The organism is Streptomyces sp. HUAS ZL42 (genome assembly GCF_040782645.1).
Lineage (GTDB): Bacteria > Actinomycetota > Actinomycetes > Streptomycetales > Streptomycetaceae > Streptomyces.
This window is the reverse complement of the sequence record NZ_CP160403.1, coordinates 4,755,788-4,776,580: the sequence shown is the minus strand read 5'-3', so window position 1 is coordinate 4,776,580 and position 20,793 is coordinate 4,755,788. Positions and strand designations below refer to the sequence as shown.

The window sequence follows — 20,793 nt, the reverse complement described above, 5'->3', positions numbered from 1 at the left end:
GTTCGGCGAGGGACCAGCGCGGTGGCCCGTCCGGGTGAGCGGGGTTGTCCGCCCGGCCGCGGGCACAAAACCGGTCGCACCCCGTCCACCCCCTTGCTACGGTCCCCCCATGCAGCGCGCCCACGTGTCCCGCACGACGACGCCGGAGAGTGTCCCGGCGCGCTGACCTGTGACCCAGATCCGAAGCCCCGGGGCGAGTGCCCCGGGGCTTCGTCATGACAGGGGTGCTCGCCCGAGGGAGACGAGAGGAGAGCACCATGCACGACCACCGCCGTCTCGGCCGCGAACTCGGCCTGTTCGACACCGACCCGCTGATGGGCGCGGGACTGCCGTATTGGCTGCCGGACGGCGCGGTCGTCCGGCACGTCCTGGAGGAGTACGTCCGGGAGAAGGAGCGCGCGGCGGGCTACCGCCACGTGTACTCGCCCGTCCTCGGCAAACGCGAGCTGTACGAGATCTCCGGCCACTGGCACCACTACAGCGACGACATGTTCCCCCCGATGCGACTCGGCGCGGAACAGGTCGTGCTGCGCCCCAGCCTCTGCCCCCACCACGCCCTCATCTACCGCTCCCGCTCCCGCAGTTACCGCGAACTACCCCTGCGCATGGCCGAGTTGGGCGGCATGTACCGCTCCGAGCTGTCGGGGGTGCTCGGCGGCCTCACCCGCGTCCGGGCCATCCAGCTCAACGACGCCCATGTCTTCTGCACCCTGGACCAGGCGGTGGACGAAGCGCGCGCGGCCCTCGCCCTCATCGCCCGCGCCTACGCCGACCTCGGCATCCGCGCCTCCCGGTACCGACTGTCGCTGCCCGGCGAGGGCGGCAAGTACGTCGCCGACCCCGCACTGTGGCAGCGGGCCACCGCACTGCTCAGGGAGGTCCTCGCCAGTTCGGGCCTGGAGTACGACGCCGTGGAGGGCGAGGCCGCCTTCTACGGCCCCAAGATCGACGTGCAGATCACCGACCGGGCCGGCCGCGAGGCCACCCTCTCCACCGTGCAGATCGACTTCCACCAGCCCGAACGCTTCGACCTGCACTACATCGGCGCGGACGGAGCCAGGCACCGGCCGGTCATGGTGCACCGCAGCATCGTCGGCAGCGTCGAGCGCGCCGTCGCGCACCTCCTCGAGGAGCACGGCGGAGCCTTCCCCGCCTGGCTCGCGCCCGTTCAGCTGGCCGTGCTGCCGGTGTCGGAGGCGCAGGCCGAACGGGCCGCGGAGCTGGTACGGCGGGCCGACGGGCGCGGGCTGCGGGCCGAGCTCCACGGCCCCGAGCACGGCGCCCTCGGCGCCCGGATCCGCGCGGCGCGCCTCGTCCCCTACCAGGCGGTGATCGGCGAACGGGAGGCCGAGGACGACCTGGTGGCCGTACGGCTGCGGGACGGACACCGTCCCGGACCCGTGCCCGCCGCGGAACTCCTGCACCGGATCGCCGCCCGGGTCGGGGAGCGAGGCACCGGACTATGGGAGTACGCGTGAGGTCGTAGAGTCCCTGTCAGAGGGGCCGTAGGGCCTGTACGGCCGGTGAGAGGAGCCTCGTCGTGACGAACGGGAACGGCCGACCCATTCCGGTGATCATGGACTGCGACACCGGCGTCGACGACGCGCTGGCGCTGCTGTTCGCCGTACGGCACCCGGGGCTCGACCTGCGCGCGGTCACCTGTGTCGCCGGGAACACGGACGTGGCGGGCGTCGTCCGCAACACGCTGACCGTGCTGGAGCAGGCGGGCGCCCCCGACATCCCGGTCGCCCGGGGTGCCGAGCGACCCCTGATCGAGCCGGCGCGGGCCGCCCGGCATGTACACGGAGAGGACGGCATGGGCGACATCGGGCTGCCCGCGCCGACCCGCGCCCCGGCCGACGTGGACGCGGTGACGCTGCTGCGCCGCGAGATCCTCGCCTCCCCGCGTCCGGTCACGCTGATCCCGACGGCCCCCCTCACGAACATCGCCCTGCTGCTGCGTACACACCCGGAGGTGGTCCGCAACATCGAGCGGATCGTGTTCATGGGCGGGGCGGTGGCCACCGGGAACGCCACGCCGGTCGCCGAGTTCAACGTGTGGCACGACCCGGAGGCGGCGGCGATCCTGCTCACGGCGGGGGTGCCGATCACGATGTACGGCCTGGACGTGTTCCAGCGGGTCGTGGTCCCGGGGGACGTCGTACGACGGCTGCGGGCGAGCACCGAACCCGGCACCCGCCTGGCGGGCGAACTGCTGGCCCACCGCCCGTCCGCTCCGGACCCCGACGGTGACGATCCCTCCGGGGGCCTCGGCGACGCGGGCGCGGTCTGCGCGGTCGCCGACCCGGCCGGCCTGACCACCCGCCTTCTCCCCGTCGAGGTCTCCCTCGCCCCCGGCCCCACCCGCGGCCAGACGATCGTCGACCGCCGCGTGCGGGCCGGCGAGTCCGAGATCCACGGCGGTGGGCGCGAACAGGCGCTTGTGGACGTGGGGTTGGATGTTGACGTGGAGCGGTACGTGAAGCTGTACGTGGAGGTTGTGGAGCGGGCGTAGTACTACGGCACCGGCGCCGGTGCCGACGTCAGTGGGGGCTCCGCCCCCAGACCCCCGGCCTATGCCCACCCACCACCCGCACCTCTCGGCCGACCGAGACGGGTGGGAGTGGTGGGCAAGGGGGTCCAGGGGGCGGAGCCCCCCGGCGGGGTCGTAGGGGCGGAGCCCCTACCCCCTACGACCGAGCGGAGCGGCGCCGCTTCGTCGCGACCACGATCGCCGCACCGCCCACCAGCAGCGCCGCAGCCCCACCGGCGACCAGAGGCGTGTTGCTGCTCGCCCCCGTCTCCGCGAGGTCACCGCCGCCGTTCGGCGTGGCGGCCGGCGCGGTGGTGGACGAGGACGTGGACGGGGTGGGAGTCGTGGAGCCCGACTCCGACGGCGACGGGGACGTGCTCTCCGTCTCCTCCGGCGTGGACGCGGACGGCGACGGCGACGTCGACTCGGACGCCGGCGGCGAGGACGGCGGCTGCGACTCCGTCGTCGTGCAGTCCTTCGTCCCGCCGTTCCACGCGGCGATCAGCTTGTCCTTGATGACCGGCCGGTCCGGCCCCTTGGGCAGCTGACCGTGCTGGAAGCCGTCGTTCGCGTCGAGCTTGCCGTCGAACTTGACCGCACCGCGGTAGAGGTCGATCTGCGCGAAGCAGCCCGCGTCGGGCACCGCGATGTCGAGCGAGTCGGTCTGGCCCTGCTTGACCGTGACGGAGTCGAAGTCGACGAAGACCTGCTCGCCGGAGGTGGCGAAGGTGGCGCCGTGGGCCAGGTAGGAGGCCAGGGAGGCGGTGCAGGTGCCGGCGTCGGCGGCGGCGCGGACCTTGATGTGGACCTTGCCGTCGCCGCTGACCTTCAGGTTCTGGTCGTCGACCTTGACGGAGTCGTAGAAGTTGATGCCGTCGATCGAGAACTGGCAGCGGTCGGTCACGGTCTCCGTGCCCGCACCGGTGCCGGGCTTGTAGTGCCCGCCGGACTTCCAGCCGTCACCACCGGGCGTACCGGTGGCCCAGGCGCCGGAGGCGGCGGCGACGGAGGCGGCGCACAGGACGAGCGAAGCGGCGCCCGTCCCCAGCAGGCGGCTCACGGTGACACGACTCGCTATGGACATGCGGATCCCATCTCAGCGTGTGCAGGACCCGGGTGACGGCGGGAGGGCAGCGCGGCGCTACCGGGCCGTACCGGGGATGCATGGTTGAAGGAACACCAGGCCCATTGGTCACATGCGCCACAGTGTGACCTCATGGTGGATCTCCTGGCGGAACGCTGTCAACCTGCGGCGATGCAAAGTGACTTACTTCGTCATCACAATTTCTTCACGCAGGGGACGAGTCGTTCCGTCCTCCTGCGAGGTTCACGTTTCCGGTGATGTGGACAGATTCCCCTTTGTCGCCCGCGCCATGGGAACTCGCGCCATGGGAACTCGTACTCACCGCAGAGGAGACCGCGTGACCGTCCGCACCACGCCCGACCTCTCGTCCAGGGACCCGAACTGGTGGCGGCAGGCCGTCGTCTACCAGGTCTATCCCCGTAGCTTCGCCGACGCCGACGGCGACGGACTCGGTGACATCCGGGGCGTCACCCAGCGCCTCGGCCACCTCGCCGCGCTCGGCGTCGACGCCCTGTGGCTCAGCCCGTTCTACCCGTCCGAACTCGCCGACGGCGGCTACGACGTCGCCGACCACCGCGACGTCGACCCGCGCCTCGGCACACTGGACGACTTCGACGCCATGGTGGAGGAGGCCCACCGCCTGGGCCTGAAGGTGATCGTCGACCTGGTCCCCAACCACACCTCGCACCAGCACCCCTGGTTCCGGGAGGCGCTCGGCGCGGGCCCCGGCTCCCGTGCCCGCGCCCGGTACGTCTTCCGTGACGGCCGCGGGGAGCACGGCGAACTCCCGCCCACCGACTGGCAGTCGGTCTTCGGCGGCAGCGCGTGGCGCCGGGTCCCGGACGGGCAGTGGTACCTGCATCTGTTCGCCCCGGAGCAGCCCGATCTCGACTGGGGCGACGAGGAGGTCCGCGCCGACTTCCGCACCACCCTGCGCTTCTGGTCCGACCGCGGCGTCGACGGCTTCCGCGTGGACGTCGCCCACGCCCTCGCCAAGGACCTGAGCGAGCCGCTGCGCGACCTCGGCGACGTCCCGGCGACCGCCGAGGACGTCCTCGGCGCCGTCCCGCCCGGCACACACCCCTTCTACGACCGCGACGAGGTCCACGAGATCTACCGCGACTGGCGCACGGTCCTCGACGACTACTCCCCGCCCCGCATGGCGGTGGCCGAGGCCTGGGTGCCGAGCGGCGCCCGCCGCGCGCTGTACGCCCGCCCGGACGAACTGGGGCAGGCCTTCAACTTCGAGTACCTGCAGACGGGCTGGGACGCGGCCGAACTGCGCCAGGTCGTCACCGAGTCCCTGGCGACGGCACACGCGGCCGGCGCCTCCGCCACCTGGGTCCTCTCCAACCACGACGTCGTCCGCCACGCCTCCCGTCTGATGCTCCCGCCGGGCACGGACGAGAACACCTGGCTGCTGTCCGGCGGCCACGCACCGCCCGTCGACGAGGCGGCCGGCCTGCGCCGGGCCCGCGCGGCGACGCTGCTGATGCTGGCGCTGCCCGGATCGTCGTACGTCTACCAGGGCGAGGAACTCGGCCTGCCCGAGGTCGCCGACCTGCCCGTCGAGGTCCTGCAGGACCCCGTCTGGGAGCAGACGGGCCGTGTCCGCAAGGGCCGCGACGGCTGCCGGGTGCCGCTGCCGTGGACGACGACCGGCCCGTCGTACGGCTTCGGGGCCGGCGGTGCCTGGCTGCCGCAGCCGGCGGGCTTCGCGGCGTACGCCGTGGAGGCGCAGGACGGAAGGGAGGGCTCGACCCTGGAGCTCTACCGCGCGGCCCTGAAACTGCGCCGCAAGCTGCTGGTGGGCGAGTCGCTGACGTGGGCGGAGGACGCGCCCGCGGGCGTGCTGCACTTCTCCCGCGGTGAAGGCTGGCGGTGTGTCACGAACCTGTCGTCCGCGCCGGTCCCGCTGCCTGCGGGCGAGGTCCTGCTGAGCAGCGTGCCGCTGGAGGAGGAGGGCCGGCTGGGGCCGGACACGACCGTGTGGCTCGGCGCGTGAGGGTCAGCCGGTCGGCGTGGCCTGCGGGGTCTCGGTGCTGTTCGGCGGCGGGGTGAGCACGACCTGCGGCTGACCGGCCGCCGGGGGCGGCGGGGTCATGTCCGAGGCGGGCAGCTTCGGTGGGGTCGTCTCCTGGAAGAGGACCTGGTCGAAGTCGACCAGGCCGGTCTTCTCCATGACCGTGATGTGGTCCAGGACGGTGTCGTTGGCCTGGTCGGCGAGTTGGCGCACCAGCTTGTTGCGCGTGGTGGAGCGGATCTTCGAGACCGTGTTGAAGATCTGCCCGTGCGTCACGCGCAGGATGTTGGCGAAGTCGGTGTCGAACTGCTTGCCGCTGTCGGCGTTCAGCGTCGAGATGAACTGCTGTTGCTGGGGGCTCGGCAGGTTGGGGATCGTGATGCCCAGCTCGGGGGCGATCCTGCGGACGGTGGCGTCCAGGCCCGCGTGTCCGTCGACCAAGTGCTGTCCGGCGGTCTTGACCGCCTGGGTCGTCCCCTTCTGCAGTGCCAACTGCCCCACCGGGTACTCCCACAGCCCCGCCGCCCGCACCTTCACCACGAAGTCCCGGTCCGCCTCGGTCAGGGGGCCGGAGGAGGGCTGGGCGATGATCCTGTCGGGTGAGCTGGACACCGTGCTCACTCCGAGCATCGAGGGGTAGGCGAGCGCCACGAGAGTCATGCTCAGGGCGCCGCCCACGAAGAGGGTTCCCATCGCGGTCCGCGAAACGAGCACCGTGCCTCCTGCCCGGTCGGGGCTTCCCGCCGAGGAGGCGGGTTCGTCCGGGGGGAAGTACGGAGACGGAGGCCGAGGGAAACCTTTGGCTTTCGTAAAGACTTTCTGCCACTCGGCTCGACGGGATGAGTCAGAGGACGAGCCCGACCGGGGTTGACGAAACGTTGACCACTTCACGGCAGACTCATGGCCATTCGGCGGGAGAGTCCTGACGAACCCCGGCCCTACATTCGGCCGCATGCCCCCACAGCCCCAGCGCGTCCCCACCGCGCTCCCCGTCCTCCCCTACCGCAAGCCCACCAAGGGCCGTGACTACTGGGTGCTGGACGACGTCCTGCCCGACGCGGACGCGGTACGGGAGCGCTGCCTCGCCAAGGACGACTGGGTGCAGGGGTACCCGTACACCTCGGAGACCTGGCCGGGCCTGCGCACCATGCCCGGTCTGGAGCCGGCCGAACTCGCCCGCGTCGAGCGGCTGGTGAAGAAGGCGACCGGCGCGAAGGAGCTGTGGGTGCAGCAGGCGCCGGGCGGCGGCACCCTCAACCACAACTGCGTCCAGGTGGTGGGGGAGGGGGAGAGCACGCCCCGCCCGCACACCGACTCGCGCGCACTGTGCCGGTACGCGGCCGTCCTCTACCTCAATCCCGGCGTCCCCAAGGACTGCGGGACGAGCTTCTACCGCCAGTCCCTCCCCGGCGGCCGCCTCGGCGGCAACGTCGTCCAGGCCCCGCACAACAACCTCGTCGAGGCCCTCGGCACCCGGTTCGTGGCGCCGGACGCCTTCGAGGAGGACGTCCGCGTCCCGCACAAGTACAACCGGCTGCTGCTCTACAACGCCAACCTCGTGCACAGCGCGACCGGTTACTCCGGTACGACGCTGGAGGACAAGCGGATGACGGCGGTCTTCTTCTGGATGGCCTGACCCGGGCCCGTCAGTACCGCAACGCCCTCTCCACCTTCGCCTTCACCTCGCCCGACAGGGCGTGTGTGCTGCGCGCGGTGGCCTTGGCACTCTTCCCGGCCGGCACGTCGGACACCGTGACGACGACCGTGTCGAGCAGATTGCCGCCGGGGTCCTCGAAGTCGACCTGGACGGCGAAGGACTTCGTCGAGTCGGCGGTGTTGTCCGCGGTGACCTCGACGGTGGTGCGCCCGTCGCCGTCGGTGGCCGGGGTGCCGAGCGTGATCTCGTCCTTCGCGTCGACGCCGTTCTGCACCTCGTCGAGTCTGCGCCCCGCCTCCGCGGTCGCCGACTCCAGCGCCTCCCCGGCGCGCGAGCCCAGTGACTCCGCGGCGGACGCGGCCTTGCTGGCCACGGACGAGGGGCTCTCGTCGTCCGAGCAGCCGGTCAGGAGCGCCAGCACGGCGAGGGCGACCCCCGTCGCCCAGCGCCTGCGGTGAGCGGTCATGTCGCCTCCGAACCGGTGAGCTGTGGTGCCTCTCCAGTGAAAGTCGGCGACCGCTCGGCCGCACGCCGAGCCGCCCGTACGGCGGAACCGCACTGTCAGGTGCCCCCCCGGCCGGGTCGCGTGCAACGGTGAAGCAGGCGACCTTGCCGGGCTGCCGGGGCGCGCGAGCTCGGTCTCAGCAGGCGGTCGGCGAACTGCTGCGGCAAGTGCGAGGCAGGTCACATCGGCGCGTTGTCAAAGACCACCGCATCGTCGTCCTCGGCGCCGGCTGCACGGGCACCGCCGCCCGCCGTCCGCTGCACGGCCCCGACCACGTGGCCCGCCGGCTCCTCGGCGTCCTGGCCAAGCCCCGGTCCGCGCGAGTCACCGTGCGACCGGCGGTCATCAACGGGCCTGCGGCCGGACAGGGCACGGCCCTGAGGCCCGACGGCCCCTACTTCCCGGGCACCCCGGCCACCCGGACGTGCTTCCTCCGCAGCCAGGTCAACGGCGCCACGTCGGAGCCCATGTACGGAGTGATCCGCACCTCGAAGTGCAGGTGCGGGCCGGTGACGTTGCCGCTCGCGCCGGACAGGCCGATGCGCTGGCCGGCGACGACCCGCTGCCCGCGCCGCACGTAGATGCGGGACAGGTGGGCGTACTGGGTGAAGTAGCCGTCGCGATGCCGGACGACGATCTGGTTGCCGAAGCCGTCGCCGCAGGTGGTGGCCCGTACCGTGCCGGGCCCGACGGCGTAGACCGGCGTGCCGGTGGGTACGGCGAAGTCCTGGCCGGTGTGGCGGTGGGCCCAGCGGCCGCCGCGGGCGCCGTACCGGGCGGACAGCCTGTAGTGCCGGATGGGTGCAGTCCATGAATCGTCGCGGCGCCCTCGGAAGGACGGCACCACGCCCGCTGTCCTTCGCACGCGTTTGAGCCGTTTGACGGCGCAGCCCCCGCGCCGCCCCCGTGAATCGACCGCCACCGGATCCCGGACCGCACGCTGTTTCGCCCGCAGTCGGTTCCACAGGAGGCTGCGGATCGCCTTCCGCCGCCGCTCGGCGGCACGCACCCTCGCGGCCGGCACCCGGTCGTTCCGCAGCCGCTCCACGCGCATCCGGGCCTTCTCATGCGCACGGACCGCCGCCCGGGCGGACCCGTAGCGGTACGAGCCGCCCTCCCCGGCACCGGCGGACGGCGCGGCGAAGAGGGACAGCAGGACGGCGACGATGGCGGCGCCGAGAAGCGGGAGCCGGATGCCGGGGCGGTGTCGTACGCGTCGCATCTTCGGATGGTCGTACCCGACGCCGTGCCGGCGAAGGCATACGCGCCGTATGTCCCCCACATTCCTCCGGTCGGGCTCATGGGAGGGTGCGCCCGTTCGGGTGAACGGCGGTGCGGGGCAACCGTGCCGGGCGCGGCGGCGACCAGGGGTTGATGAAGTCCCGTTCCCCACACGAGGAGTTCACGATCATGCGCAGGCATCTCGCGCGACTGCTCACCGTCCTGGCAGCGGCAGTTCGCGAAGTGGATGGCGGCGATGGTGGACAACGGCACGGGCCACAACGCCTGGCCGTACACGTCCGTCCCCGTCAACATCGTCGGCCGGGCGGTGAAGAACCGCTCCACCCTCCAGTGGACGGACAACTCGGTCGACATCTACGGCACGTGTCCTCGACGGTGGCGGCGCCCCGCAGTGCGCCCCCGACCGCCGCCGCTTCTTCCACCAGGACGGCAACTACTCCAAGTGCCCCGGCGGCACCGCCCGCCACTACGACCAGTCGCTCTGGCTGACGAACGGCTTCCAGGGCACGGAGTTCGACAAGTGGATGCTGCGGGACTTCTGGCGGCACCTGAAGAGCCGGTACGGCCTCTGAGGCCGCCCGATCGGCCGAGGCCGAGGCTCACGAACGCCGCCGTCAGCGGACGGGGCGCCGCCTGGCGCGCCGGAACCCTCGCAGCGCGAAGAAGGTGACATCGGCGACGAAGAGCACGATGCCGATGGCCAGCAGATAACCCAGGCCGTCCGCCGCCGCGCCGATGATTCCCAGCGCGACGGCCACCAGGAGGAGAACCAGGAAGAGCGACAGCACCGCAACCAGCCTCCTTGTTCTGCCCCGGCTCGGTCAGCGGCGGGCGAGCCGGCGTTCGCCGCCGGCGCCCGGCTCGTACGTCAGGCCGTAATGCCGGAAGATCGCTTCCTCCCGCTCGGCGGGCAGTACGTCGTCCGTCCCGATCGACGGCGCTTTCCGCACCTGTCCCCTGGCGTAGGAGACCCTGACGTAGTCCGGCCCGAGGACCGCCTCGTCGAGGGGGACGAAAACCAGTCGGTGGCGGGTGGGCAGTCCGGTCCGGACGGTGGCCACGGCCGGTTCGTCGGTGGCCGTGTCCACGTAGACCGCTTCGAGCATGCCGATCTTGCGCTGCTTCGGATCGATCACGTCATGGTTGCGCCACTCGCGGATGTCGGCTGAACGGATCATGCCCGGCTCCCTGTCTGCGCGAGGTGCATTCAGCAATCGTATGACCGAAGGCCCGTTCCGGCCGCTCGCGCCGCCTGCGCCCGGGTGGCCGGGCGTAGGCTGAAGGCACCGAGGGTTCCTCGCGTGTCGGCTTCCACGCCGGTGCCGTTCTCGGCGCACGACGACGCCGGGCCGGACCCGTCCGCGCCCGGGGCAGGGCTCGCCACATGACTGTGAACGTGCCGGATCACGGGCGCCCTGAGCAGCCAGACCCGTCGAGGCGCCGACGGGGACCGTCGCCCATGGCGGGCGAACGTCTTCGCCCACTGACCCGCCGTCAGGTCGAGGACCGGATGCCGGAGATCGGCGATCTGTACGCGCAGATCTCCGGCGGCGAGCCATGGGCGTGGAACCAGGCCCGTTCCGCCTTTCTGCACCGGCTCGCGGGCGACGTGCGGCGACCGGGGTTCGCGCTGGTGGCCGCCGAGACCACCGTTCCTCCAGGCACCACGGTCCTGACGGGATGCGCCCACGGCTTCCCCGTGCGCGGCGACGGGCCCTGGTGGCAGGGCCTCGACGGATACCTTCCGGAGAGCCTGCTCCGCATGGCCGCCTCCGGAAGGCTTTTCGCGATCTCCGAGATCCTGGTCGGGCGCCGGGTGCGCACACAGGACCAGGACCGCGACTGGAACCTCGCCCGGCGCCTGCAGAAGCGGCTGCTCGGCGACCACGCCGCGGCGCTCGGCGTCATGGTGGTGAACCGCGGCGACACCGACACCCTGGATGCGCTGCGGTCGTGGGGGTGGCAGTACGTACCGGCGGAGGCCCGGCGGGCGCTCCTGTGCGCTCCCTGCCGCGTCCTGGTGTTCCGCTGACGCGACGCCGGCGGACAATCTGTGTCCGCGACGGCAGGGATTCCGCGGGGGCGACTAGAGTTCCCGTACGGGGAACCAGCTCCCCTGATGCGGGCCGCGGACTCGCCGGCTCGCGGGAAGGCGTACATGCCCTCGGAAGACCGGCCGCCCGCTGCCGACCGGCTCGACGACGAGCAACACCCGGCGTACACGATGGGCCGGGCCGCCGAGGTGATCGGTGCCACGCCCGGGTTCCTCCGGGCCCTCGGCGAGGCGGGACTGATCACGCCGACGAGGTCGGAGGGCGGCCACCGGCGCTACTCGCGACACCAGCTGCGCCTCGCCGCCCGGGCCCGGGAGCTGGTCGACCAGGGGACCCCGATCGAGGCCGCCTGCCGGATCATCGGACTCGAGGACCGGCTGGAGGAGGCCCTGCGCGCCAACGAGGAACTGCGGGGTCCGGGAGAGGGCGGCGAGTGAAAACCTGACAGCGCCGGCGCAGAAATTCGGTCGGGGTCGCCAAAGGCTTTTGTGTCCGTTAATCCGGGTGTTTTCCTGGCGGAATCGTTCCGCGTTGCCGATTCGCATCATGCTAGGCTGGGTGCGAATTGCAGTTGTGGTTGCCATTTTTCCGGATTCCCGGGCAGGTGATCATCGCAGCGATGAGGAGCCCCGCGAGGTGCGGGGTCTCCAGCACTGCCTCAGGAGAATTGACATGGCCACCGGTACTGTGAAGTGGTTCAACGCGGAAAAGGGCTTCGGCTTCATCGCGCAGGACGGCGGCGGCGCCGACGTCTTCGCCCACTACTCGAACATCGCCACCCAGGGCTTCCGCGAGCTGCAGGAAGGCCAGCGGGTGAACTTCGACGTCACGCAGGGCCAGAAGGGCCCCCAGGCGGAGAACATCACTCCCGCCTGATATGCGCGACACTCGTGACATTCGCGTCTGAAATTTCGTAGACGCGTACGACGAACAGGGGCCCGCACCTTGGGTGCGGGCCCCTGTTCGTTTCCGTCATTTTCTTCACCGGAGAACACGCGTTTTCGAATCCTCCCGCCGCCGTTCCGTCCGGCCCCGACCCTTGGTGAGGCACCATGCGCTGCGTGATCGCCCGATACCCCTTCGACCTGGTGAAGACGGAGGTGGAGACGTCGATGGAGGGCATCCGGCCCGAGCCCGTCACGGGGGCCTGCGTCGTCATCGGCCGCCGTGTGTATCCGGTCAAGCAAGTGGGTGAGGTGATCACCGGTCAGGACCGCCGCGACTTCACCAGCGGGGAGATGACCCGGGCGCTGACCCGCCTCGGCTTCACCTGTCACGCCGCGCCCCCGCAACTCCCGTCGACCGTCGACGCGACGTCCTGGCCGGCCGTCCAGGCAGGCGACTGACCTCGGTCGGTACACCGGCCAGGGTTTCACCACCCCGTCAGCAGGAAGCTGTTCAGGGCAAGCGCCAGTACCGCCTGTCCCGCCAGCCACCCCCGCGCGCGCGGCAGGAACGCGCCCGCCGCGAGCAGCCACACCGCGAACGGCAGCCAGATCCGTTCCGTCTCCGCCTTGCTCATCCCGGACAGGTCCGCGGCGAGGAGCGCGACGAACGCGGCCAGGACGAGCAGGGCCAGGCGGAGTTCCGGGGACCGGCCCGAGCCGGCTCGCAGCACCCGCCCGCGTCCACCGACCAGCACCGCCCCCGTCCGGCGTAGCCCCGCCACCGTCGCCGGGCCCACCACCAGCACCGTGCACGCCAGGTTCGCCCACACCCAGTAGCCGTACGGCCGGATGCCGCCCGCCCCTTGGTAGTAGCGCTCGACCAGCAGGCGGTACGCCTCCCACCAGTCGAAGCCGGCGAGGGTGAACGCCGTGGGTACGACCGCCAGTCCGGTCAGGAAGAAGGGGACGACCCGGAGCGGGCGGACGGGCCTCCGCACCGTCACCAGCACGGCCACACCCACCAGCGCGAACAACGTCAGCCCGTACGACAGGTAGCACGTCAACCCGAACAGCAGGCCCGATCCGAACATCGCGGCCCGCGCCCCCCGCTGCCCGGTCACGGCCCACGTCAGCAGCGCCACCGACCACCCCGCGACAGCCGCGAAGTACCCGTCCGCCGACGTACCCGCCCACACCGCCGCCGGGGCCAGAACCAGAAACGGCGCCGCCCGTCGCGCCCACTCCTCCCCGGCCAGCAGACGCACCGTCACCAGCACGGCCACCCCTGCCGAACCGCCGACCGCGATGCACCAGACGCCGGCCCAGGCCCCGCCTCCCAGCCCGATCCGGTCGAGCAGGACGAAGGTGAGGGTGGCGGCCGGGGGGTGGCCGGCGACGTGGGCGGGCCAGTTGTCGGGGGTGCCGATGAGGATGTGGTGCGTGAAGTCCCGCAGAGTCGCGGGGATGTCGTCGAAGCGGTCGATGACCTGGAGGTATTCGTATTTGGTCGTCAGGCGCTGGGCGATTCCCCGGTACCAGCCGTCGATCAGGGCGAGGGAGAACGTCCAGGCCGTGGTCGTGGCCCAGACCGTGCACAGGAGCGCGCGCCAGGGCAGACGGGCGGCGAGCCGTGGGCCGAACGCCACCACCGCGGCCGCCACGGCGAGCGCGGCCGGGGTGCCTGGGCCGGTGTGCGGCAGCCAGTGGGCGTACAGGGGCGGCCATCCGACATGGAGACTGCCGTACGAGTCCTCGAGGTGGGTGCCGATCAGTACGGCCGCCAGGACGAGCAGGGCGGCACCCACTACGGCGCACAGGTCGCGGGCGAGATCGCGGGTCACGTCCGCACGCTAGGCCGGACGGCCGCCGCCACAGCCCCGACAGGCGCGGACGTCAGCGTTTCGTCATGGGTCGCGGGCCCGCCGGGCGGGTCACCCGGGCCTACGGTCGGGGCATGGCACGGTCTCCCCTCTCCCCGGACTCCCGGGTCTCCCCGTCCTCCCCGGGTTTCTGGCGCAGCCCGCTGCGCGGTCCCTGGTTCACCTCGGTGCTCGGCGTGGTCCTGCTCGCCGGGATCACGGTGCTGTTCGTGACCGGACTGCTGTCGTACGCCGCCTACAACCCGAACCTGTCCCCGGTGAACGACAAGACCCCGGACAAGGGGGTGCTCGGCTTCTATCTGTTCTCCTGGCCGACCGATCCCCACTGGCTGTACCGGCTCACCCAGGGCGTCCACGTCACCCTCGGGATCACCCTGATCCCCGTCCTGCTGGCCAAGCTGTGGTCGGTCGTGCCGCGGCTGTTCCAGCTGCCGCCGGCCCGCTCGCTCGCCCACGCCCTGGAGCGGATCTCGCTGCTGCTGCTCGTCGGGGGCGCCCTGTTCGAGTTCGTCACCGGCGTTCTCAACGTCCAGCTGGACTACATCTTCCCCGGCTCCTTCTATCCGCTCCACTTCTACGGGGCGTGGGTGTTCTTCGCCGCGTTCGTCGCGCATGCGGTGCTGAAGGTGCCCGTCGCACTACGGAACCTGCGGCATCTGAAGGAAGAGCCCCGTGAGCTGGTGTCCCCCCGGCCCGACCCGCCCACCGTCTCCCGGCGCGGCGCCCTGTGGTTCGTCGGGGGCGGATCGCTGCTGCTGTTCGGCACGTCCGTGGGGCGCAGTTTCGACGGGGTGCTCAGACAGACCGCCGTACTCACCCCGCACGGGGGAGCGGAACCGGGCAGCGGACCGAACGGCTTCCAGATCAACAAGACGGCCTCGTACGCCGGGATCAGCGCGGCGGAGACGAGCGAGGAGGCCTGGCGGCTGGTCGTCGTCGGGCGTTCCGGCACCGTACGCCTCAGCCGGTCCGAACTGGCCCGACTCCCCCTGCACAGCTCGGCGTTGCCCATCGCCTGCGTCGAGGGCTGGTCAACCTCCGACCAGTGGTGGCGGGGGGTGCGGCTGCGGGATCTCGCCGCACTCGTCGGGTACGACGACCCGCGGGACGTACCCGACGTGTTCGTGGAGTCGCTGCAGCGGCACGGCGCCTTCCGCCGGGCCGCCCTGCGCGCCAACCAGGTGCGCGACCCCCGCTCTCTCCTTGCCCTGTACGTCAACGGCGAGGAGCTGACCCCCGACCACGGCCACCCGGCCCGTGTCATCGTGCCCGCGGCGCCCGGTGTGCTCAACACCAAGTGGGTGGCCCGGATGACGTTCGGAGACCTGTGATGCCGCACAGCACGCGCCGGATCCCGGTGGGCAGCCCCTTCCAGATCCTCCTCCTCGCCGCCTCCTTCGCCCTCGCCGCCTACGCCGGCGTACGACTGCTCGCGGACGACTGGCTCGGCGTGGCGCTGTGGCTCGTGGGTGCGGCCGTGCTGCACGACCTGGTGCTGCTGCCGCTGTACGGGGTGGCGGACCGGGTGGTCGTGCGGGGGCTCGGTGCGGCCGGCCGCAGGCGGTGGACGATGTACGTCCGTGTCCCGGCCGCCCTGTCCGGGCTGCTGCTGCTCGTGTGGTTCCCGCTGATCAGCGGGCGGGTGGCGGACCGCTACCGGTCGGGCGCCGGGCTGTCGGCCGACGGCTTCCTGGCCCGCTGGCTGCTGATCACGGCCGTCCTGTTCGCCGGCTCCGCGGTGCTGCTGGCGCTGCGGCTGCGCAGGGCGACGAAGGAACGGCCGCCCGCCGACCACTGAGCCGGGATCCGCCAGCCCTGCCGGCGGGCGTGGCGCAGCAGGGCCCGCGTGCCCAGCCGCGCCCAGGGGAAGGGGGCGCTCGTGCCGCCCCGGGCGTCGGTGACCCGGACCTGCACCCGTTCGTCCACGTCCAGCGGGACCGTCTCCGCGATCAGCAGGCCGCCGGGGGCGAGGAGTTGGGTCAGGCGGGCGAGCAGGGCGCGCGGGTCGCCGCCGATGCCGACGTTTCCGTCGAGGAGGAGGGCCGTGCCCCAGCGGCCCTCGGCGGGCAGCGGGTCGAAGACCGAGCGTCGCAGTGCCTGGCCGCCGAGCCTTACCGTGTGGGCGACGGCCGCTTCGCTGACGTCGATGCCGAGGACGATCCGGCCGTGCGCGGCGAGTTCCGCGACCAGCCGCCCCGGCCCGCACCCCACGTCCAGCACGGCACCCTCGCAGCGCGCCAGCACCTCCAGGTCCACGGCGTCCGCCCGTGCGCACCACCGCTCCACCTCCAGCGGGAGCAGCCAGCCGTCGGGGCGGCTGAGGAAGAGCGGGCCGCGGCCGGTGTGCAGGGCGGCGGAGTAGGGGTCGGCGGACCAGGCGGGGTCCCGTACGGTGCTCACCGGCCCGCGCCCGCCCGCAGGCGCGCCAGCTCCGCCGCGAACCGCCCGTGCGGCACGCTCGCGGCCACGGCATCCGCGTCGGCGGCGGTGTCGACGTCCCGCAGTCGCGGCAGATCACGGACCCGCAGGCCCGAGTCGACCAGCCGCGCACGCTGTACGGCGCCGGTGGCGGGCGTCGACATCGGCACGCCCCGCAGGAGTCCGGGGTCGGGTACGGCCAGGCCCAGGGCCCAGAAGCCGCCGTCCTCGGCCGGACCGAAGTACGCGTCGCAGTCGGTGAAGTCCACGGTGAGCAGGCTCGTGGTCACCTGCGGGGTGTCCATGCCGATGAGGAGCGCGGGGCCGCCGTCGCAGTCGGCGAAGGCGGCGGCCAGCCGTTCGTCCAGGCCGCCCGCGCACTGCCGCACGACGTCGAAGCCGGCCGGCAGCCAGGGGCCCGGGTTTCCTTCGAGCACCAGCACCCGGCGCCGGGCGGGGGTCGCCGCGACCGTGCGCAGGGTGTCGGCGAGGGACGCCTCGGCGAGCGCGGCCGCCTCCCACGGGGTGAACGGCGGCGTGAGCCGGGTCTTCACCCGGCCAGGGCGGGGCTCCTTGGCGATGACGAGGAGGGTGGTCAACGTCGGGCCTCCTCCGGTACGGGCGCCTCCGCGAGCACCCGGCTCATGTCCCGCACCGCCTGCCAGGTGCCGCGCCAGGTGCCGGTCACCTTGGAGGCACCGGAACGCGGCAGGTACGGCACGTCGTGCTCGGTGATCCGCCAGCCGGCGTCGGCCGCGCGGACGACCATCTGCAGGGGGTAGCCGCTGCGCCGGTCGGTGAGGCCGAGGGCGAGGAGCGGCTCGCGGCGGGCGGCGCGCAGGGGGCCGAGGTCGCGCAGGCGCAGGCCGGTGCGGCGGCGCAGCATCCGGGCGAGCGCGAGGTTGCCGGCCCGGGCGTGGGCGGGCCAGGCGCCCCGGCCGCTCGGGCGCCGTCGCCCCAGCACCAGGTCGGCCGCGCCGTCCCGCACTTCGCGCACGAAGGGGATCAGCAAGGACGGGTCGAGCGAGGCGTCGCAGTCGCAGAAGCAGACGATGTCGGCGGTGGCGGCACTCAGCCCTGCGTGGCACGCGGCGCCGAACCCGCGGCGCGGCTCGTGGACGACGGTCGCGCCCAGGGCGCGGGCGAGGCCGGCCGAGCCGTCGGTGGAGCCGTTGTCCACGACGAGCGCACGCCAGCCGGGCGGGATGCGTGCCAGGACCCAGGGGAGGGCCTCCGCCTCGTTCAGACAGGGGAGTACGACGTCGACGTCCGGCGGGCGGGACGGTGGTGTGGGAGAGGTCGTCACGGCTCTCACCCTACGAGCGTGAAAAGGGCATATCGGTCTCCCGCTCCTTACGAAACGCGGACGTCAGGGGCCCCGGGGACCTGGAGGGCGGCACGGGAGCGGGCGTGGTGCGAGGCTGGCCCTATGGAGCAGGAGCCGTACAAGCCGACGCGGGAGCCGGTCGCCGCCCGCGTCCTCGTGGTCGACGACGACCCCACGGTCGCCGAGGTGGTCGCCGGATACCTCGACCGCGCCGGGTACCTGGTGGACCGCGCCGGGGACGGGCCGGCCGCGCTGGCCAGGGCCGCCGCCCACTGGCCGGACCTGGTGGTCCTCGACCTGATGCTGCCGGGCATGGACGGCCTCGAAGTGTGCCGCCGGATGCGCGGACACGGCCCGGTGCCGGTCATCATGCTCACCGCCCGCGGCGACGAGGATGACCGCATCCTCGGCCTGGAGGTGGGCGCCGACGACTACGTCACCAAACCGTTCAGCCCGAGGGAGCTGGTGCTGCGGGTCGAGTCGGTCCTGCGCCGTACGCGGCCCGCGGCGGGCTCGCGTCCCCTGAGCGCGGCCGGACTTGCCGTCGATCCCGCGGCCCGCCGCGCCACCAAGAACGGTACGGAACTGGCCCTGACGCTGCGGGAGTTCGACCTGCTCGCCTTCTTCCTGCGGCACCCGGGACGGGCCTTCGGCCGCGAGGACCTGATGCGGGAGGTGTGGGGCTGGGACTTCGGGGACCTGTCGACCGTGACGGTCCACGTCCGCCGGCTGCGGGGCAAGGTCGAGGACGACCCGGCCCGCCCCCGGCTCATCCAGACCGTGTGGGGCGTGGGCTACCGCTTCGAAGCCGGCACCGAACACGGCGGGGAGTGACCATGCGGGACACCCTCCTCATCGCCCTGTTCGCCTTCCTCGGCGCCGCGGCCGCCGGGCTCCTCGGTGCGGGAGCGCTGTGGCTTCTGCGCCGCCGCTCGCTGACCACGTCGCTCACCGTGGTCGCCGCGGTCGCGGTGACCGCGATGCTCGCGGGCACACTCGCCGTGGCGCAGGCGATGTTCCTGTCCGGGCACGACCTGAGCGTCGTCACGACCGTCGTCGCGATGGCCGCCGTTGTGTCCCTCGTCACCGCCCTGCTCCTTGGCCGCTGGGTCGTCGCCCGCAGCCGTGAACTCGCCCGCGCAGCCCGTTCGTTCGGCGAGGGCGGCGCCTTCACGGCTCCCGACGGCCCGGCGACCGCCGAACTCGAGGCACTGAGCCGCGAGTTGGCGGCGACCAGCGCCAGACTCGCCGAATCCCGCGAACGCGAGCGCGCGTTGGAGTCCTCCCGGCGCGAGCTCGTCGCCTGGATCTCGCACGACCTGCGCACCCCGCTGGCCGGCCTGCGCGCCATGTCCGAGGCACTGGAGGACGGGGTCGCCGCCGACCCGCAGCGCTATCTGCGGCAGATCCGCACCGAGGTCGAGCGCCTCAACGGCATGGTCGGCGACCTCTTCGAACTCTCCCGCATCCACGCGGGCACGCTGTCGCTGTCCCTCTCCCGCATGTCCCTGTACGACCTGGTCGGCGACGCCCTCGCCGGTGCGGACCCGCTCGCTCGGGAGCACGGGGTGAAGCTGGTCGGCGACCGCATCGAAGCCGTCCCCGTCGAGGTGGACGGCAAGGAGATGAGCCGCGTCCTGGGCAACCTGCTCGTCAACGCGATCCGCCGCACCCCGGCCGACGGCACGGTCGCCGTCGCCGCCGAGCGCTGCCCCGACGGGGTCGTCCTGTCCGTCACCGACGGCTGCGGAGGCATCCCCGAGGAGGACCTGCCGCGAGTCTTCGACACCGGCTGGCGCGGCAGCGACGCCCGAACGCCCCCGGCCGGGGCGGGACTGGGACTGGCCATCGTGCGCGGGATCGTCGAGGCGCACCAGGGGCGGGCCGCCGTGCGGAACATTCCCGGGGGGTGCCGCTTCGAGGTGACGCTGCCGACGGTGCGGTCCTGACGGGGTGATCGGGTGGCCGGGTGATCGGGTGGCCGGGCGATCGGGTGGCCGGGTGGCCGGGTGGCCGGGTGATCGGGTGGCCGGGGGCTCACTCCCCCCGAAGCCCGGCCCGCGCGAACTCCCGCATCCCCTCCGCGAACCCGACCTCGGCCTTCCAGCCCAGCTCGGCCCGCAGTCGCGACGAGTCCGCGGTGATGTGCCGTACGTCGCCGAGGCGGTACTCCCCGGTCACGACGGGCTCGGGACCGCCGTACGCCGAGGCCAGCGCCCGGGCCATCTCCCCGACGGTGTGCGGTTCGCCGCTGCCGGTGTTGTACACCGTGAGCGCGCCGTCGGCGCCGTCCGCCTCCAGCGCCGCCAGGTTGGCCGCCGCCACGTCCCTTACGTGCACGAAGTCCCGCCGTTGCAGGCCGTCCTCGAAGACACGCGGGGCCTCGCCACGGGCGAGCGCGGACCGGAAGAAGGAGGCGACACCGGCGTACGGGGTGTCGCGGGGCATCCGGGGCCCGTACACGTTGTGGTAGCGCAGTGACACGGCCGAACCGCCCGTCGTCCGCGCCCAGGCGGCCGCCAGGTGCTCCTGGGCGAGCTTGGTGGTGGCGTACACGTTCCGCGGATCCACGGGCGCGTCCTCGCCGACCAGGCCGGGCGTCAACTCGCTGCCGCACACGGGGCAGGTGGGCTCGAAGCGTCCGGCGGCGAGATCCTGGACGTCTCTCGGCCCGGGCCGCACCGGCCCATGGGTTCGGCATGTGTACCGGCCTTCGCCGTACACCACCATCGACCCGGCCAGCACGAGCCGTCGTACGCCCGCCTCGGCCATGGCGGCGAGCAGGACGGCCGTACCGAGGTCGTTGCGGGAGACGTACTCCGGGGCGTCGGCGAAAGCGGTGCCGAGGCCGACCATGGCCGCCTGGTGGCAGACGGCGTCCACACCGGCCAGGGCGCGCTCGACCGCCGCCCGGTCGCGCACGTCCGCGCCGGCGTCCTCGCGCACGTCGAGGACGACGGGCTCGTGCCCGTGTGCCGACAGGGCCTCGACGACATGGGACCCGATGAACCCGGCACCGCCGGTGACCAGTACGCGCATGCCCTCACGCTAGGCCCGCGCGCGGGCCGTGCCGCAGGACCGCGCCCTGCACGTCACAGGTCCGTAAGACGGACGGTCGTCGGGACGGTCATGGGGACGGTCATGGTAGGGGAAAATCTGTTCTGGTCGGGCCGGTGGGCGCAC

General features: G+C 72.6%; 22 protein-coding genes and 2 pseudogenes. 13 read left to right on the top strand and 11 right to left on the bottom strand.

The annotated features are described in order from the left end of the window. Positions 1–215: 215 nt before the first annotated feature. Both thrS and ABZO29_RS21935 read left to right on the top strand, forming a co-directional pair. Complete coding sequence (thrS, locus tag ABZO29_RS21940; RefSeq protein WP_367321893.1) at positions 216–1,478, top strand: threonine--tRNA ligase; 1,263 nt, start codon at positions 216–218, stop codon at positions 1,476–1,478. A 98-nt stretch (positions 1,479–1,576) separates the two neighbouring features. After that, positions 1,577–2,515, top strand: a complete 939-nt coding sequence (locus ABZO29_RS21935; protein ID WP_367326192.1) for a nucleoside hydrolase — start codon at positions 1,577–1,579, stop codon at positions 2,513–2,515. Positions 2,516–2,690: 175 nt separating this feature from the next. On the opposite strand, the gene ABZO29_RS21930 is transcribed toward ABZO29_RS21935, so the two are convergent. Continuing rightward, positions 2,691–3,617: an LAETG motif-containing sortase-dependent surface protein gene (locus ABZO29_RS21930; RefSeq protein ID WP_367321892.1), complete on the bottom strand. Its 927-nt coding sequence runs from the start codon at positions 3,615–3,617 to the stop codon at positions 2,691–2,693. 337 nt (positions 3,618–3,954) lie between these two features. On the opposite strand from ABZO29_RS21930, the gene ABZO29_RS21925 reads away from it, so the two are divergent. After that, positions 3,955–5,622 carry a glycoside hydrolase family 13 protein gene (locus ABZO29_RS21925; RefSeq protein ID WP_367321891.1) on the top strand — a complete coding sequence of 556 codons (1,668 nt, stop codon included), beginning with the start codon at positions 3,955–3,957 and terminating at the stop codon, positions 5,620–5,622. Positions 5,623–5,625: 3 nt separating this feature from the next. Here ABZO29_RS21925 and ABZO29_RS21920 read toward each other — a convergent pair whose 3' ends face one another. Then, positions 5,626–6,318: a DUF4142 domain-containing protein gene (locus ABZO29_RS21920; RefSeq protein WP_367326191.1), complete on the bottom strand. Its 693-nt coding sequence runs from the start codon at positions 6,316–6,318 to the stop codon at positions 5,626–5,628. A 274-nt stretch (positions 6,319–6,592) separates the two neighbouring features. On the opposite strand from ABZO29_RS21920, the gene ABZO29_RS21915 reads away from it, so the two are divergent. Next, complete coding sequence (locus tag ABZO29_RS21915) at positions 6,593–7,276, top strand: DUF6445 family protein (protein ID WP_367321890.1); 684 nt, start codon at positions 6,593–6,595, stop codon at positions 7,274–7,276. A gap of 10 nt (positions 7,277–7,286) precedes the next feature. Here ABZO29_RS21915 and ABZO29_RS21910 read toward each other — a convergent pair whose 3' ends face one another. Then, positions 7,287–7,763, bottom strand: a complete 477-nt coding sequence (locus ABZO29_RS21910) for a hypothetical protein (RefSeq protein ID WP_367321889.1) — start codon at positions 7,761–7,763, stop codon at positions 7,287–7,289. A 278-nt stretch (positions 7,764–8,041) separates the two neighbouring features. On the opposite strand from ABZO29_RS21910, the pseudogene ABZO29_RS21905 reads away from it, so the two are divergent. After that, positions 8,042–8,155 (top strand): annotated as a pseudogene (locus ABZO29_RS21905) (RNA polymerase subunit sigma-24); the annotation flags it as partial. 41 nt (positions 8,156–8,196) lie between these two features. Here the strand turns inward: ABZO29_RS21905 and ABZO29_RS21900 are convergent. Beyond that, positions 8,197–9,024: a M23 family metallopeptidase gene (locus tag ABZO29_RS21900; RefSeq protein ID WP_367321888.1), complete on the bottom strand. Its 828-nt coding sequence runs from the start codon at positions 9,022–9,024 to the stop codon at positions 8,197–8,199. Positions 9,025–9,249: 225 nt separating this feature from the next. Between ABZO29_RS21900 and ABZO29_RS21895 the strand changes: the two are divergent. Next, a pseudogene (locus ABZO29_RS21895) lies at positions 9,250–9,616 on the top strand (hypothetical protein); the annotation flags it as partial. 42 nt (positions 9,617–9,658) lie between these two features. On the opposite strand, the gene ABZO29_RS21890 reads toward ABZO29_RS21895, so the two are convergent. Both ABZO29_RS21890 and ABZO29_RS21885 read right to left on the bottom strand, forming a co-directional pair. Continuing rightward, positions 9,659–9,832, bottom strand: coding sequence for a hypothetical protein (locus ABZO29_RS21890; protein WP_367326431.1), 174 nt, complete (start codon positions 9,830–9,832; stop codon positions 9,659–9,661). A 33-nt stretch (positions 9,833–9,865) separates the two neighbouring features. Further along, positions 9,866–10,222 carry a PRC-barrel domain-containing protein gene (locus tag ABZO29_RS21885; RefSeq protein ID WP_367321887.1) on the bottom strand — a complete coding sequence of 119 codons (357 nt, stop codon included), beginning with the start codon at positions 10,220–10,222 and terminating at the stop codon, positions 9,866–9,868. A 281-nt stretch (positions 10,223–10,503) separates the two neighbouring features. Here ABZO29_RS21885 and ABZO29_RS21880 point away from each other — a divergent pair, with 281 nt between their 5' ends. The 4 genes from ABZO29_RS21880 (at position 10,504) to ABZO29_RS21865 (ending at position 12,444) form a co-directional block, all read left to right on the top strand. Then, positions 10,504–11,076, top strand: coding sequence for a hypothetical protein (locus ABZO29_RS21880; RefSeq protein WP_367321886.1), 573 nt, complete (start codon positions 10,504–10,506; stop codon positions 11,074–11,076). Between the two features lie 126 nt (positions 11,077–11,202). Beyond that, the gene (locus ABZO29_RS21875; RefSeq protein ID WP_367321885.1) at positions 11,203–11,535 is read left to right on the top strand and encodes a MerR family transcriptional regulator; all 333 of its coding nucleotides are present in this window, start codon (positions 11,203–11,205) and stop codon (positions 11,533–11,535) included. Positions 11,536–11,770: 235 nt separating this feature from the next. Next, positions 11,771–11,974, top strand: a complete 204-nt coding sequence (locus ABZO29_RS21870) for a cold-shock protein (RefSeq protein WP_367321884.1) — start codon at positions 11,771–11,773, stop codon at positions 11,972–11,974. Between the two features lie 176 nt (positions 11,975–12,150). Continuing rightward, positions 12,151–12,444, top strand: a complete 294-nt coding sequence (locus ABZO29_RS21865) for an SCO5918 family protein (protein WP_367321883.1) — start codon at positions 12,151–12,153, stop codon at positions 12,442–12,444. 26 nt (positions 12,445–12,470) lie between these two features. Here the strand turns inward: ABZO29_RS21865 and ABZO29_RS21860 are convergent, their stop codons facing one another. After that, positions 12,471–13,826: a hypothetical protein gene (locus ABZO29_RS21860; RefSeq protein ID WP_367321882.1), complete on the bottom strand. Its 1,356-nt coding sequence runs from the start codon at positions 13,824–13,826 to the stop codon at positions 12,471–12,473. A gap of 113 nt (positions 13,827–13,939) precedes the next feature. Here ABZO29_RS21860 and ABZO29_RS21855 point away from each other — a divergent pair, with 113 nt between their 5' ends. Next, the gene (locus ABZO29_RS21855) at positions 13,940–15,196 is read left to right on the top strand and encodes a molybdopterin-dependent oxidoreductase (protein WP_367321881.1); all 1,257 of its coding nucleotides are present in this window, start codon (positions 13,940–13,942) and stop codon (positions 15,194–15,196) included. A gap of 322 nt (positions 15,197–15,518) precedes the next feature. On the opposite strand, the gene ABZO29_RS21850 is transcribed toward ABZO29_RS21855, so the two are convergent. The 3 genes from ABZO29_RS21850 to ABZO29_RS21840 are packed head-to-tail and all read right to left on the bottom strand — an operon-like array spanning position 15,519 to position 17,598. Next, the gene (locus ABZO29_RS21850) at positions 15,519–16,265 is read right to left on the bottom strand and encodes a class I SAM-dependent methyltransferase (RefSeq protein WP_367321880.1); all 747 of its coding nucleotides are present in this window, start codon (positions 16,263–16,265) and stop codon (positions 15,519–15,521) included. Then, complete coding sequence (locus ABZO29_RS21845; protein WP_367321879.1) at positions 16,262–16,882, bottom strand: DUF2064 domain-containing protein; 621 nt, start codon at positions 16,880–16,882, stop codon at positions 16,262–16,264. The genes ABZO29_RS21850 and ABZO29_RS21845 overlap by 4 nt, the downstream gene beginning before the upstream one ends. Then, the gene (locus ABZO29_RS21840; protein WP_367321878.1) at positions 16,879–17,598 is read right to left on the bottom strand and encodes a glycosyltransferase family 2 protein; all 720 of its coding nucleotides are present in this window, start codon (positions 17,596–17,598) and stop codon (positions 16,879–16,881) included. Before ABZO29_RS21840 ends, ABZO29_RS21845 begins: the two co-directional genes overlap by 4 nt. Positions 17,599–17,712: 114 nt before the next feature. Here ABZO29_RS21840 and ABZO29_RS21835 point away from each other — a divergent pair, with 114 nt between their 5' ends. Both ABZO29_RS21835 and ABZO29_RS21830 read left to right on the top strand, forming a co-directional pair. Further along, positions 17,713–18,444, top strand: coding sequence for a response regulator transcription factor (locus ABZO29_RS21835; RefSeq protein ID WP_367321877.1), 732 nt, complete (start codon positions 17,713–17,715; stop codon positions 18,442–18,444). A 2-nt stretch (positions 18,445–18,446) separates the two neighbouring features. After that, positions 18,447–19,559, top strand: a complete 1,113-nt coding sequence (locus tag ABZO29_RS21830; RefSeq protein WP_367321876.1) for a sensor histidine kinase — start codon at positions 18,447–18,449, stop codon at positions 19,557–19,559. Between the two features lie 88 nt (positions 19,560–19,647). Here ABZO29_RS21830 and ABZO29_RS21825 read toward each other — a convergent pair whose 3' ends face one another. Continuing rightward, the gene (locus tag ABZO29_RS21825; RefSeq protein WP_367321875.1) at positions 19,648–20,649 is read right to left on the bottom strand and encodes an NAD-dependent epimerase/dehydratase family protein; all 1,002 of its coding nucleotides are present in this window, start codon (positions 20,647–20,649) and stop codon (positions 19,648–19,650) included. Between the last annotated feature and the right edge of the window lie 144 nt (positions 20,650–20,793).